General features: G+C 51.3%; 11 protein-coding genes and 1 tRNA gene. 4 read left to right on the plus strand and 8 right to left on the minus strand.

Going from position 1 to position 14,732, the window contains the following annotated elements; all coding sequences use genetic code 11:
• The first annotated feature begins 439 nt into the window (after window positions 1-439).
• The gene (gene lon / locus B5G27_RS05310; protein ID WP_087177902.1) at window positions 440-2,797 is read left to right on the plus strand and encodes an endopeptidase La; all 2,358 of its coding nucleotides are present in this window, start codon (window positions 440-442) and stop codon (window positions 2,795-2,797) included.
• A 22-nt stretch (window positions 2,798-2,819) separates the two neighbouring features.
• On the opposite strand, the gene B5G27_RS05315 is transcribed toward lon, so the two are convergent.
• Window positions 2,820-4,187, minus strand: coding sequence for an MATE family efflux transporter (locus B5G27_RS05315; RefSeq protein ID WP_087177903.1), 1,368 nt, complete (start codon window positions 4,185-4,187; stop codon window positions 2,820-2,822).
• Between the two features lie 277 nt (window positions 4,188-4,464).
• On the opposite strand from B5G27_RS05315, the gene B5G27_RS05320 reads away from it, so the two are divergent.
• Window positions 4,465-5,580, plus strand: coding sequence for an anaerobic sulfatase maturase (locus tag B5G27_RS05320; RefSeq protein WP_087178155.1), 1,116 nt, complete (start codon window positions 4,465-4,467; stop codon window positions 5,578-5,580).
• A gap of 640 nt (window positions 5,581-6,220) precedes the next feature.
• Here the strand turns inward: B5G27_RS05320 and B5G27_RS05325 are convergent.
• From B5G27_RS05325 to B5G27_RS05355, 7 genes are all read right to left on the minus strand, one after another.
• Window positions 6,221-6,291 (minus strand) — tRNA-Gly (locus B5G27_RS05325).
• A gap of 126 nt (window positions 6,292-6,417) precedes the next feature.
• Window positions 6,418-7,086, minus strand: coding sequence for a uracil-DNA glycosylase (ung, locus tag B5G27_RS05330; RefSeq protein ID WP_087177904.1), 669 nt, complete (start codon window positions 7,084-7,086; stop codon window positions 6,418-6,420).
• 84 nt (window positions 7,087-7,170) lie between these two features.
• Complete coding sequence (hisF, locus tag B5G27_RS05335; RefSeq protein WP_087177905.1) at window positions 7,171-7,932, minus strand: imidazole glycerol phosphate synthase subunit HisF; 762 nt, start codon at window positions 7,930-7,932, stop codon at window positions 7,171-7,173.
• Between the two features lie 13 nt (window positions 7,933-7,945).
• Entirely contained in the window at window positions 7,946-8,551 is a 606-nt protein-coding gene (hisH, locus tag B5G27_RS05340) for an imidazole glycerol phosphate synthase subunit HisH (protein ID WP_087177906.1), read from the minus strand.
• On the minus strand, window positions 8,548-9,957 hold the full coding sequence (locus B5G27_RS05345; protein ID WP_087177907.1) for an alanine/glycine:cation symporter family protein: 1,410 nt from the start codon (window positions 9,955-9,957) through the stop codon (window positions 8,548-8,550). Before B5G27_RS05345 ends, hisH begins: the two co-directional genes overlap by 4 nt.
• A 113-nt stretch (window positions 9,958-10,070) precedes the next feature.
• Window positions 10,071-11,600 (minus strand): sensor histidine kinase, encoded by a 1,530-nt coding sequence (locus B5G27_RS05350; protein WP_087177908.1) that lies wholly within the window; start codon window positions 11,598-11,600, stop codon window positions 10,071-10,073.
• Window positions 11,601-11,616: 16 nt separating this feature from the next.
• A complete protein-coding gene (locus tag B5G27_RS05355) occupies window positions 11,617-12,294 on the minus strand; it encodes a response regulator transcription factor (protein WP_087177909.1) in 678 nt (225 codons plus the stop codon).
• Between the two features lie 302 nt (window positions 12,295-12,596).
• Between B5G27_RS05355 and B5G27_RS05360 the strand changes: the two genes are divergently transcribed.
• Entirely contained in the window at window positions 12,597-13,178 is a 582-nt protein-coding gene (locus tag B5G27_RS05360; RefSeq protein ID WP_087151332.1) for a hypothetical protein, read from the plus strand.
• Window positions 13,179-13,188: 10 nt separating this feature from the next.
• Window positions 13,189-14,463, plus strand: coding sequence for an ISAs1 family transposase (locus B5G27_RS05365; RefSeq protein WP_242958172.1), 1,275 nt, complete (start codon window positions 13,189-13,191; stop codon window positions 14,461-14,463).
• Window positions 14,464-14,732 lie beyond the last annotated feature (269 nt).

Consider the following 14,732-nt stretch of genomic DNA (forward strand, 5'->3'; position numbering starts at 1 on the left):
GATCCGCCATCTATCACTTTCGAACAGCCCGTCTCCGGGCGTAAAAATTCATTCTGTTCTATTTGTAATATAACAGCTATTTTCCGCAATGTCAAGGATGCTTCCTTATATTCCTTATATATATATGTGCAATAGCAACAGTTCAGCCCGCGCCATTCGGAAAACCGCACTGCGTGCTTACTGCGGCTGCCGCCGCTGTTTTCCTCATAAACGGGCGCTCAGCTCATCGGACTGCCCGCTCGAAAAATCATGCGAGCATGATTTTCTCTCCCGCGCAGCCCGATGGCTGAACTGATATGCAATATATGAATATTTTATAAAGCATTCCACCTGGAAATCCCCGCCTATTGACATTGTGTTTTTTCTGTGCTAATTTTCTATAATAAACATTTAGCACTCTCATGCGCAGAGTGCTAACAAAAGAATGGGAGGGTTTCATATGTTTATACAACCTGTTTATAATATATTGCTGTTACCTGATGTAACATATTATTTTAAGAAAGATTTCTTTGCCGGCCGGGCGGATGAATTAAAACCCGGTACACAGATCCTGTTCACGCTTCTCAGGACCGAAGCAGAAGAAAACAGCCTGCAGGCAGAAGATTTCTATCCGATCGGGCTCTCCGCCAGAGTGGAGTCCGTAAGCGATGAGGATGTGATCCAGATCCGCACGATCGACAGAGTGGAGATCATCAGCCCGGTCATTGAAGACGGCGAAGTGCGCGCCGCATTTGCGGTCCGGCCTTCGATCGGGGATCTGTCCGAAAAAGAGCAGCAGAAAATATTCGCCGATGTCCGGACTTCCCTTCTCAGGTTTGTCCAGAATTACCAGTGGGGGATCTGGGCGAGAGGCTTCATCCTTCAGCGCAAGAGCATTTATGACCTTGTCTCTTCGCTGTCCGAATATCTGAACCTGAGTGTTGATGAAAAGTACGCCATCCTTGCCGAGGATTCCGTAAAAGCAAGATATGCCCTTATTGAAAAAGCGGTCAACGAGTTCATGGAGGTGGCAAAAGTCTCCGCCGAGGCCCAGGAAGCCCAGAAGGACGGCCAGGAGCAGCTCTACCGGGAGGCAGCGCTCAGAAAACAGATCGACTATCTGCAGAAAGAGCTCGATGACATGCACCCGGAGAATATTTCGGATGTAAGAAAATTCGAGAAAAAGATCGCCGAGTCCGGCATGAACAAAGAGGCGCGCAGAGAGGCGGAAAAAGTGCTGAACCGTATGCGCCAGGAAGGGAAAGAGAGCCATGAGTACGGGCTCCTGTATGATTACCTTGACTTTGTCACAAGCCTGCCGTGGAAGGCGCCTGTATTCGCGCCCATCGACCTGGCCCGCGCGGAGAAGATCCTGGATGAAGACCACTACGGATTAAAAAAGGTAAAAGAGCGTATCATCCAGCAGCTGGCAGTCATGGCCCTGAACAAAAAACAGTATGGCTCGATCCTTCTCTTTGTCGGAGCCCCCGGCACCGGGAAGACCAGTATCGGGCAGAGCATTGCCCGTGCGCTCGGGCGGGAATATGTCCGCATCAGCCTGGGCGGCATCCGGGATGAAGCAGAGATCCGCGGGCACCGGAGGACTTACATCGGAGCCATGCCCGGCCGGATCATGGAGGCTATGAAGCGCAGCGGCTCCTCCAACCCGGTCATGGTCCTGGACGAGGTCGACAAGCTGGCAAAGGATTACGGCGGGGATCCTGCGAGCGCGCTCCTCGAGGTGCTTGACCCGGAGCAGAACAGCACATTTACAGACCACTATATGAATGTGCCCTATGATCTGTCGAACGTACTCTTTGTGTGTACGGCAAACACAACGGATACGATCCCGGAACCGCTTTTAAACCGTATGGAAGTCATCTCGTTCCCGGGATATACCGCCGTAGAAAAATATCACATCGCGAAAAAGCATCTGATCCCAAAAGCCATGGAAGCTATGGGCATCAAAAAGAATATGCTCAAGATCACCGACGGCGCACTGCGCCAGATCATCGATGAATATACAATGGAGGCCGGAGTCCGTGACCTGAAGAAGTCCATTGAGACACTGTGCCGCACCGCTGCGGTAGAGCTGGTCAGGGGCAGCGCGGCAGAGAATGCCGGCACAGCGGATGATAATGCAGAGAATGCCCACGCAGAGGATGCCACTGCTGAGAATCCCCGGGCAGAAGACAGCGGCCTGTGTATCTCTGTCACGAAAAGCAATCTTTCAGACTATCTGGGCAGGAAACAGATCCGCACAGAGCGCAGGCTGTCCTCCGGGACTCCCGGCGTAGTGACCGGACTTGCCTGGACCCGGGCAGGAGGCGCGATCCTCTTCATTGAGACGAAACTGACAAAAGGAAAAGGCAAACTGCTCATCACCGGGCAGCTTGGAGATGTGATGAAGGAATCTGTCCAGATTGCGCTCACCCTGGTCCGCTCACTCTATCCGAAAGAGAGCCGGGTGCTGGAGGACCACGACCTGCATGTCCATGTACCGGCAGGCGCTGTGCCAAAGGACGGGCCGTCCGCCGGCATCACTCTGACTACAGCGCTCGCCTCGCTCATCACCGGGAAGGCGGTGGACACCTGCTGCGCTATGACAGGAGAGGTTTCCTTACGGGGCGGCGTGATGCCGATCGGCGGACTCCCCGAGAAGCTGATGGCAGCCCAGAGAGCCGGGATCAAAAAGGTGTATATCCCTTATGACAATATCGAAGATCTGGATGATGTCGCCGAAGAGGTAAAAGAAAAACTTGATATCGTACCCGTGAAAAAAGTCACGGACGTGCTGAAAGACCAGGCTCTCAGGTAGAGCCCGGCCTTTCTTTTTTCTGTCATATCTTCTGTTCCTGCAGTCCCTGCTTTTTCAGCCACTTCCTCATTGTGCAGATATAATACGGCACCAGTGGGATGAGCGCCGCCAGCCATGCCGCCGGATCCGCGAGGCATACACCGGTAAAGCTTGCCCGCCCCGCGACGAGCATCACGATCCCTGCCCTCGCCGCCAGCTCGAAGACACCGCCCAGCATGGGCACCAGCCCGTACCCCATCCCCTGGAGGGCATTCCGGTACAGGTAGATGCTGCCCAGGAAGGGATAACACCAGAATACCGCGCGGAAATACATGACCGCCGCGTCTGCCACAGCGGTCTCTGACGGACTGACAAAGAGCCATGTCATATACCTTCCGCCGAAATACACCACTGCCATGGTGACCACGCTCCAGACAAGGATCATGATCTGCGTGCATTTCACGCCTTCCCTGACACGGTCCGCTTTTCCCGCGCCGCGGTTCTGTCCCACATAGGTCGCAATAGTCGCGCCAAACGCCACAAACACAGTGCTGATGATATTCTGGAGCTTGCCTGCCGCAGAAAATCCCGCCATATAGTCTTCTCCGTATACATTCACCGCCCCCTGCACGATGACCGTGCCGATCGCGGTAATGGAAAACTGGAGCCCCATCGGTATGCCCAGCGCCAGAAGCCGGCCGAGGCTCTGGATGGAGATCCGGAAGTCGCCGCCTTTCAGATGGAGGAGCGGATATTTCTTTATGATATATACAAGGCACAGGACTGCTGATATCCCCTGTGCGATGACCGTCGCATACGCGCATCCTTCGACGCCCATTCCAAAATTCACGATGAACACAATGTCCAGCACCACATTGATCACAGCGGAAATGATCAGGAAATAAAGCGGAGACCTGGAATCTCCCAGCGCCCTTAAGAAAGCGGCCAGCGCATTATACGCCGCGGTGACGATCAGACCGGCATAGATAATGCCCATGTAGCTTTTCACATCCGGCAGCAGTTCCTCCGAGTAGTTCATCAGCCGGAGGATCGGCTCATTGGCCACGGTAAGTCCCGCTGTCATCACCACCGCGAACACCGCGGAAAGGATGACTGACATCGCTACATAATGCCGCATCCTGTCATACTGCTTCGCCCCGAACCACTGGGACACAAGGATCGCAAATCCGCTGCTCAGCCCGTTGAGCCACCCTGTCACAAAGAACATCAGGGAACCCGTGCTCCCGATCGCCGCCAGGGCATCCACTCCGATAAACTGTCCCGCCACGATCGAATCCGCTATATTGTAAAACTGCTGGAAGATATTCCCCAGGCACATTGGGATCATAAAACGGATGATCAGCCTCATCGGGCTTCCGGCAGTCATATCGCTTGTCTTGTTCGTACTCATAACGCTCCCTCTCCTGTATGCTGCTTTTGTGTGTATACTGCTTCTGTATATATGCTGCTTCTGCGTTTTCCGCCTGTGCGTTTCTCTGTTTGCACGGTTCCCTATTATACAGGATTTCCCGCAGTTTGCAATGAGAATTTCCGATGAAATAAAAGAAAAAATAACTCGTTATTGCCCCTCGCGGGACAACTCCTTATAATAAGGATATTGATAAAAGACCATACTGAAATATACTACTTCAATGACCCGTCCGGGTCCGGGCAGAAGGGAACAGGATATGAATTTAAATACTGTATTGATCAAACCGGCATCCAGCCAGTGCAGCATGACATGCGACTATTGTTTTTACTGCGACGAAGCAGCGAAAAGGGAATCTCCTTCCTATGGGATGATGACAGAAGAAACCCTCAAAAATATTGTTAAAAAAACATTGTTCCAGGCCACCGGAGATGTCTGCTTTGCCTTCCAGGGCGGGGAACCGACTTTGCGGGGGCTCCGTTTTTTTGAGAAAGCAGTTGAGTTTGAACAGCGGTATAACCGCAGGCAGGCCAGGATATCAAACACGCTTCAGACAAACGGCCTCCAGATCAACGAGGCGTGGTGCAGGTTTTTCCGTGAACATCATTTCCTCATTGGCATTTCCGTGGACGGCACCCGGGAGACACATGACCAATGCCGCCACACAAAAAGCGGTGCCCCCACCTACGACCGTATCCTCGGAGCGATCCGGATGCTGGACAGCTTCCAGGTAGAATATAATATCCTTACCGTGGTAAATGCGTACACAGCTCCGAAAATACGGGAGATCTACGCTGATTACAGGGAAAAGGGCTGGAAGTTCCAGCAGTATATCGCCTGCCTCGATCCTCTGGGACAGGAAGGCGGACATTCCCCTTACTCTTTGACGCCGGAAGCCTACGGGGAATTTCTGTCCACGCTCTTCGAGCTGTGGTACAAAGACTGGCGCCGCGGAAAAGCGCCATACATCCGTGATTTTGAAAATTATATCGGCATTGCCATGGGGTATGTCCCGGAAGCCTGTTCCCAGAGGGGGATCTGCTCAGTCCAGGGAGTCGCAGAGGCAGACGGCAGCGTATATCCCTGCGACTTCTACGCACTGGATGGATACAGGCTGGGGAATTTCAACAACGATAAAATACAGGATTTTCTGGAAAATGACCGCGCCAGAGATTTCATAAATGAATCGAAAAAGATCAGCGGCTCCTGCCGGACCTGCCCCTATTATGCTCTTTGCCGGGGCGGCTGCCGCCGGACCCGGGTCAAAGAACCGGGCACAGACACTTACCGCAGTTATTTCTGCCGGAGCTATCAGATGTTTTTCAGCCGGGAGGGAAAGAAGATCGAAGAGATCGCCAGATATCTGAAAAAATAGTACCTGAAAGTCAAAAAGCCGGAAACGCTGTGTTTATGTACAAATGTGTACGGATTTTACAAATTTTAGTATCAAAAACTTGAATCAAAATAGCCAGTATGCTATATTATGAATGGAAAAGGAACAACCGCCCACAAGGGGTTGACCTCATGAAGCAAACAATAACATAGAAATTACCACCTCTTCACTCGCCAAAGTTCCGGGGTGGTTTTTCTATGCCTAAAGCACTATCTGATAAACGTAAAAACGAATGTCAGCAATGCCAGAATGAACATTCCAAAAGCCATCAGATCCTTAAAGTCAAACGGTTTCTTGTCCATCAGCACCACCCCCATTCTATGTAAGAATAGAGGTCAGCCACCCTGCAACACGGTTGTTCCTGTCCATATACTACCATAAGCGCAGACAGCGTACAATATCTATTTCAGTATCACCGGGATCCTCTGCAGCTCCCCGGTCAGGTGCGGCATAGGTCGCGTTTTACTACCTCTGCCCCCGTCTTCTTCGGTGTCATCCGGTCCTCATTTTACCCGTTCGATCTGCTCAACATCCATAACGCTAACGCTCGTATCCGGTGGTTTTTATTGATACACAACAAAAGCCGGAAACGCTGAATCTGTAACGTTTCCGGCTTTTCTTAAGCAGATGACGGGAATCGAACCCGCCTCCCCAGCTTGGGAAGCTGGTGTTCTACCGATGAACTACATCTGCATTCGGTACGAGTAAGATTATACCGCTGTTCGTCTAAAATTGCAAGGCTTTTTTCTCTCACTTTTCCTTCTCACTTTTCCTTCTAACAGCCTTCCCTCACTTACCGTCCAACCGCTTCAATCATCCTCACTCGATCTGCCAGTCAATGGGCTCGATGCCGTGCTCCTCGAGGAACCGGTTCGTCTGGCTGAAGGGCCTGCTACCGAAAAATCCACGGAACGCGGACAGCGGGCTCGGATGGGGAGCTGTCAGGATCAGATGCTTTGGATTATTGAGCATAGCCTTCTTTCTCTGCGCCGGGCTGCCCCAAAGGATGAATACGATTGGGCGGTCCTGGCTGTTGAGCGCCATGATCGCGGCGTCCGTAAACTCCTCCCAACCGATCCCCCGGTGGGAATTCGCCTGATGCGCTCTTACGGTAAGTACGGTATTGAGCATGAGCACTCCCTGCTCCGCCCATTTTGTCAGGCAGCCATGGTCCGGGATCGTACAGCCCAGGTCATCATGGAGTTCCTGATAGATATTCACAAGAGACGGCGGGATCTCCACCCCTTTCTTCACAGAAAAACAGAGCCCGTGCGCCTGACCATTATTGTGGTACGGGTCCTGTCCCAGGATCACCACTTTTACCTCCTTGAGCGGCGTCAGATGGAATGCGTTAAAAATATCCTCCGCCGGCGGAAAGATCAGCCTTGTCCTGTATTCATGGTTCACTGTCTCGAACAGCTTCTTATAGTATGGTTTGGAAAACTCCCCTTTCAGCGCTTCATACCAGCCTCCGTTTAATCCTGCCATAACTCTCTCCTTAAATTTTCAGAATATTCATCCCATCGGGGTCAGACCCCTTTTCAAAGGGGTCTGACCCCGTTCACAGTTTTTTCACAATCTCACCGGCACGCCTTCTCCCCTCAGGTACTCTTTTACCTGCCGGATCTCCAGTTCTTTATAATGGAACAGCGACGCCGCCAGTGCCGCGTCCGCCTTCCCCTCGGTCAGCGCTTCTTTGAAGTGCTCCAGTGTCCCAGCCCCGCCTGATGCGATCACAGGGATGGATACGTTTTCCGCGATCGTGCGCGTCAGCTCCAGGTCATACCCTGCCTTTGTCCCATCGCAGTCCATGCTGGTGAGCAGGATCTCTCCGGCGCCGAGCCGTTCCACTTTCTGCGCCCATTCTACGGCATCGATCCCGACATCGATACGGCCGCCGTTTTTATAGATATTCCATCCTGACCCGTCTTCCCGCTTTTTGGCGTCTATGGCTACGACGACGCACTGACTACCGAATTTATCCGCCGCGTCGCTGATCAGCTCCGGCGTATTGATCGCCGAAGAGTTGATGGAAACTTTATCCGCGCCTTCTCTCAGGATCGCGCGGAAATCATCCACCGTACGGATACCTCCGCCTACCGTGAACGGAATGAACACGCACTCCGCCACCTGCCGGACCATATCAACCACTGTCCTGCGCTCATCCGAAGATGCGGTAATGTCAAGGAATACCAGCTCATCCGCCCCGGCTTTGTCATATGCCTTCGCGATCTCCACCGGATCTCCCGCGTCTTTCAGGTCCACAAAATTTACGCCCTTTACTACCCTGCCCGCATTTACGTCCAGACAGGGGATGATCCTTTTTGTAAACATGCTCCGCCTCCTCTCACAGCTCCACAAAATTCTTCAGGATATGCAGTCCCACATCGCTGCTCTTCTCCGGGTGGAACTGGCAGGCGAACACATTTCCCTGCTCCACGGAAGCATGGATATGCGTACAATATTCCGTTGTGGCTTTTACGATCTTCTCATCTTCTGCTTTCAGATAGTAGGAATGTACAAAATACACATACGACTGCTCCCTGATCCCCCGGAACAGCCTTCCGTCATTCTGCAGGTGCAGGGAATTCCAACCCATATGAGGGATCTTCATCCCCTCTGCCTCCGGGATCCTCAGGATCTCCCCTTTCAGGATCCCAAGTCCCGCCACGCCGGGAGCTTCCTCGCTGCGCTCAAACAGAAGCTGCAGGCCGAGGCAGATCCCCAGGAAAGGTTTTCCGCTCTCCGCCACGTCACGGATCACCGGTTCCAGCCCTCTTCTCCGGATATTCGCCATGGCGTCGCCAAAGGCCCCGACGCCGGGCAGGATCACTTTATCCGCGCTGAGTATCTTCTCCGCGTCCCCGGTGATATGCACCTGTTCCCCCAGGGAGATCAGCGCTTTTTCCACGCTCCGGATATTTCCCGCATCATAATCAATGACCGCGATCATCTGCCTTCCTCCTTCCCGACGCCTGTCTTTACAACAGGTACAGGCGTATCATCCACTGCATCCAGATTATTGATATACTTTTTCGTCTCCTTCACAATGACCGGCGACAGCAGCAGCACCGCGATCAGATTGGGGATCGCCATCAGCGCGTTCAGGATGTCCGCGATCTTCCAAACGAGATCGAGGGCAAGCACCGGGGCAATGAGAGAAACCGCGATATAAAGAACACGGTACGGGATCAGCCCCTTCTTACCCGAAAAGTATTCCACGCACCGCTCTCCATAGTACGCCCAGCCGAGGATCGTGGAATACGCAAAGGAGATAATGCCTACGACAAGGATAAACGGCCCGAAGAACGGGATCTGTCCGAATGCAAGGGTCGTCAGCTCGCCCCCGTCCGCTATCTGGTCTGCGTTGATGGCCGGATTTTTCATGATCGTCGACACGAGCACAAGACCAGTCATCAGGCAGACGACTACCGTATCCCAGAATGTCCCCGTGGAAGAGACAAGGGCCTGGCGCACCGGATTCTTCGTCTTCGCCGCCGCAGCCGCGATCGGAGCGGAGCCCATACCGGATTCATTGGAAAACAGTCCCCTGGCCACTCCGTACTGCATCGCATAGCGGATCCCTGTCCCGACGAGCCCGCCTGCCGCCGCACCCGGCGTAAATGCCAGACGACAGATCGTCTTTATCGCCGGAATGATATAATCATAATTGATCCCAAGGATGATCAGGCAGCCCACTACATAAAAGATTGCCATAAAAGGCACCAGCTTCTCACACACATTGGCAATGCTCTTGATCCCTCCGAAGATCACGAATGCAGTGAGCACAGCGACGATGACCCCGATGATCCACGGCTCGATCCCCAGGTTCTCATTGCACACCTCGGCAATGGCATTTACCTGGGTCGCACATCCGATCCCAAAGGACGCAAATCCGGCAAACACCGCGAAGACCATGCCCAGCCACTTCATGTTCAGCCCACGCTCCAGGGCATACATAGCGCCGCCCTGCATACGGCCGTCCGCTGTCTTTACCCGATACTTGACCGCGATCAGCGACTCCGCATATTTCGTAGCGATACCGAACACACCGGTCAGCCAGCACCAGAGCACAGCCCCAGGCCCGCCGAGGGCGATCGCCGTACCCACCCCGATGATATTTCCGGTACCGATGGTAGACGCTAGCGCTGTGGTGAGGGCGCCGAACTGGCTGACCTCTCCGTCCGCGTCATCTTCCCTGGACACAGAAAGCGGGATCCCTTTTGTGATGGACTTTCTCTGGATAAACCCGGTGCGCACTGTCATAAACAGATGCGTGCCGAGAAGCAGGATGATCATCCACCATCCCCACACAAAATCATCCACGGACTGCACGATATCAAATATCTTTTCATACATGGCTCTCTTCCTCCCAGATAACAATTCAGGCATACGCAATGCCCACTGCCCACAGCCGGCATACCGTATGCCTGTAAAACATCTCAACACTGACATTTTAGCGTATTTCCGCTTTAATGTAAAGAAGCATTTCCACAGCTGTCCGGTTTTGCTTTTTCACCGCCGTTTCCCGCGTCCAGCTCAAACCAGAACTCCACTCCATTCTCGAAGTTCTTTACCCCGTATTTCTGATGGAAGGACTCCATGATTGCCTTTACGATAGACAGGCCGATGCCGTTGCCCCCATACTCTCTTGTATGCGCCTTGTCTACTTTGTAGAACTTATCCCACAGCTTCGGGATATCCTCCTCCGGGATCGGCTTCCCGCTGTTGAACACAGATACCCTCGCCTTCCCGTCTTCCGGAACAACACGCACCTCGATCCGCTTCTCATTCTCCACATGATGGATCGCATTGGTCAGATAATTGCGCACGACCTGCTCGGTCTTGAACTCATCCGCCCAGACATAAAGGGAATCATCTGCGATGAAATCCACTTCCGCCCCAGCCTGCTGCACGAGGATCTCGCAGCTTGCGATCACGCCTTTCACCAGCTTCACGATATCAAACCGTTCAAACTGGACTTCATCATTCCCGAATTCCAGCTGGTTCAGAGTGAGGAGGTTTTTGACCATCATATTCATCTTGCCCGCCTCATCCATGATCACATCGCAGTAAAACTCCCTGCTCTCCGGGTCATCGCTGATCCCCTCTTTAAGCCCTTCCGCATAGCCCTGGATCAGGGCAATGGGAGTCTTGAGCTCATGGGAGACATTGCCCAGGAATTCATTCCTCATATCCTCGATCTTTTCCTTCTGCTCGATGTCCTTCTGGAGCTGGTTGTTCGCGCTCTTTAACTCGGACACCGTCTTTTCGAGCTGGGCGGACATCCTGTTGAAATTCCGGCCCAGGATGCCGATCTCATCCTCGCCGCCCCGCGTATACTTAGCCTCGAAATTCAGGTTCGCCATCTCCTGGGAAAGTCCCGCAAGCTCCATCACGGGCTGTGTGATCCTGCGCGAAAACAGCCATATGAGCAGTCCCCCGAAGACGATCCCGATGACGCCCAGATAAATGAGGAAACGGTTCGCCAGGGATGCGCTCTCCTGGATACTCGCCAGGGGGCTCTGCATGATAAACCAGGACCCGTCAGACAGGCGTCCGCACATTTTCAGATATTCCACATCTCCTGTAACCCCCTGCGCATCATCCCGGTAGATCGTATAAGTATCCGTCTGCCTGATCACATCCGATACATTCACCCCGGCCATGCCCGCCAGCATACCCAGCGTCATCTCCTTAAAGCGGGGATCCGCAGTCCCGAGCGTACTCAGGACCGCATCGCCGCCCGCGTCTATGACGACCAGGTCCACGTTTGCCTTCTCCGTGCGGACCAGGATATTATTGAGCGACGATGTCTCTGACATTTTATTTTCCGCGAACATACGGTCAACTTCATTGTACGTGCGCAGAAGCTCCTGAGACTTATGCGAAAGATAGTATGTGCCCAGGAAGCCATTGTTCACGACCAGTACAGCGCCAAGGATAAATACCAGAAGCCCAATAAAAATAGCAGTGATCTGCCTTCGGATCGAATATTTCATAAAGCTTCACCTCAGATCAGTCTACTTCAAATTTATACCCCATCCCCCAGATCGTACGGATATATTCCCCCTTGTCCCCAAGCTTGCTGCGCAGCTTTTTCACATGGGTGTCGATCGTGCGGGCATCGCCGAAATAATCATAGTTCCACACATTGTTCAGGATCTTCTCCCTGGACAGGGCGATCCCCTGGTTCTCCACGAAATACGCCAGCAGTTCAAATTCCTTATAGCTCAGCTCCACAGGCTTCCCGTCGATCTTCACGATGTGGGCCGCCTTATCGATCACGATGCCGCCCGCCTCGATCATGTCTCCGCCTGCATTCCCAAGCGTTCTCCTCAGGATCGCGTTCACCCTCGCCACAAGGATCTTCGGGCTGAACGGCTTGGAGATATACTCATCCACGCCAAGCTCAAACCCCTGGAGCTCGTCCCTCTCCTCAGAGCGCGCCGTGAGCATGATGATCGGCACTTTGGAAGACTCCCTGATCTCCCTGCACACCTGCCAGCCGTCCATCTTCGGCATCATCACATCAAGGATCACAAGGGCGATATCCTTCTCCTCGTAAAAGATATCCATCGCTTCCATGCCGTCCCCCGCCTCTATGACCGTATATCCTTCACGGGTCAGGAAGTCCTTTACCAGTTTCCTCATCCTGCTCTCATCATCAACCACAAGGATCTTTATATTTTCCATGGTCCGCATCTCCTCTTTTATCTCTGCACACTTTTTGTTTTATCCTATATCTTATCAGGGAAATATGTCAATATTGTGAATACCGGCACAGAAAAGGACTCAGAAAAACCGGCGCAGAAAACCGGCTGTTTCCGGCACAGGGTTGTTTCATGAAAGATTTTTAAAAATATAAGAAGATTGGATTTTATCGGGGGTTATACGTGTTATACAAATACGCGTATAACTCTCGACTTTTTATTCCTGTAGAGGTATAATGTCTATATAGTATAGGTATACTCCACCTATACAGAGAGGAGGACATTATGCCAGTAACTGAGAAAAAGTATCCGGATTGGGTTCAGAAGTATCGGACAAAGGGAACTACTGTGAAGAAAAAAGGAGATTCGTATTATCTCTATAAAAGGACATCCCGACGTGTGAAAGGGAAAAAGTATCCGCAGCCAGTCGATACATATATCGGCGTGATTACTCCGGAAGGAGTCATACAAAGTAATAAAAGAAAAATATCTTTAACAGACGCAGAAGTATGGGAATACGGATTTTCGAAAGCTGTCTGGGAGTTGTGTCCGGATGATTGGAAAAAACCATTGGGGGATGATTGGAAGGATGTACTTGCCATCATTCTCTTAAAACAGTCTCCGACCTCTTATATCCAGAAAACACGGATGATAAAAAAGGAATCGGATTTCCATTATCAGTTTGCAGCTCAGATATCCTCACTTTCCCGTAGGATCCATAAAAAATGGGGCATTGGATTGGAAGAATTACATCAGTTAGAGACAATCTATTTAGTGTGCCTGGATAAAACAGAAATCATTTCGAAAGTGAGTGAGGAGCAGCGGAAACTTCTGGAGAAAATACAAGTGGTGCTGGAAATGTGCTGAAAGAACATTTGTGACAGAAAAGCTGATCCATTATTTCAGGCAGATTCCGGATTACCGGTGCGACAGAGAGAAAAAACATGACCTTGCAGAAATGCTGGTATGTGTCACTCTCGGAGTTCTTTGTGGCAGGACGACGATCCGCAGGAGCCTGAAATGGTGTAGAAACCACCTGGAAGAACTGCGGAAACATATGAAATTGAACTACGGGATTGCCTCGCCTTCCACCATTACCCGGATGCTGTCTGGGATTGATGAGGAATTAGCCTTGTATGCTTTTATGGAATGGATCGGTGAGATCGTGGACTCGAAGAATACCCATCTCGCTATTGATGGGAAAGCATTACGCGGCGCAGCGGAAAAGACGAAAAGCGGGACAGCACCGATGCTGTTGAATGTAGTGGAAACGGTTCGAGGGTTGATACTTGCACAGCTTCCGGTCGATTCAAAGACGAATGAGATTACGGTGATTCCGGAATTGTTGAAACTTCTGGATATCAGAGGGAGTGTTATAACGATTGATGCGATTGGGACACAGACAGCAATCATGGAACAGATACATGAACAGGAAGGGCATTTTGTATTTACAGTAAAGAAAAATCAGCCAGACGCTTATGAGGAGATCCATACGTTCCTGGATAAACTGGAAGAAGAAGCAGAGAAAAAAGGAAAAAGTGAAACTCCAGATCCTGTTATGCAGGATTATCTTGGGAAATATGAAGAGATCAATCAGATGGAAAAAAATCGGGACAGAAATGAGTACAGGACTTGCCAGATATGTAATAATGCATTAAATCTGACGAAAAAACAAAAAGAATGGACATACGTTCAGAGCATTGGGCGGATCAAGCAGGTGAGGATTCCTGTTGAAAAAGACAGCCAGGGGAATGATATCACTCCGACAAAAGAAGAGTTTTTGAAAAAAGGCTCAAGAAGAGTCCCAGTTCCTTCTGCTGAAGAGGGAATTGGAAAAGACATCCAGTGTACGGCACTGATCTCAGACCTTATCCTCACGGCAGAGGAACTGGGAAGCATAAAAAGAATGCACTGGTCAATAGAGAACCGGCTCCATCATGTACTGGACGACACATTCAGGGAAGATCGCTCGCCAGCCAAAAAGTCCCGAAACAATCTGTCGCTCATCAGAAAATTTGCATACAACATCCTGCGCCTGGCAATGTACGAGACAGGTCTGACAAATATAATGACAGAAATGATGGACTGCTTTTGTGACAATGCCACCTTGCGAGAACAGTATGTATTTCAAGGCATAGCCAGTCTGTATTGACTATATATAGAGAATACCTCTGAAAAAAAGTCTTGTAAAGAGATAGAGAGATAGTTTGCGTTTTTTTACGTGATCAGCTTACCAGAAACGATATGGGGATGTAATAATAAGATTATAAAAGGTAGTGCTGCTCATGAATAGTTCATGAAACAACCCTGTTTCCGGCAAACTCCCGCTTGCACGCAAGCCGGCTTAGTGATAAGATATTATCATTGCGCGCGGGCGCGCCGTCCGCTCCCGCGCATAGAAAGTACGGACTGTTTTCCGCT

It is taken from the genome of Lachnoclostridium sp. An76 (genome assembly GCF_002161355.1).
Classification (GTDB): Bacteria; Bacillota; Clostridia; order Lachnospirales; family Lachnospiraceae; genus Mediterraneibacter; species Mediterraneibacter caccavium.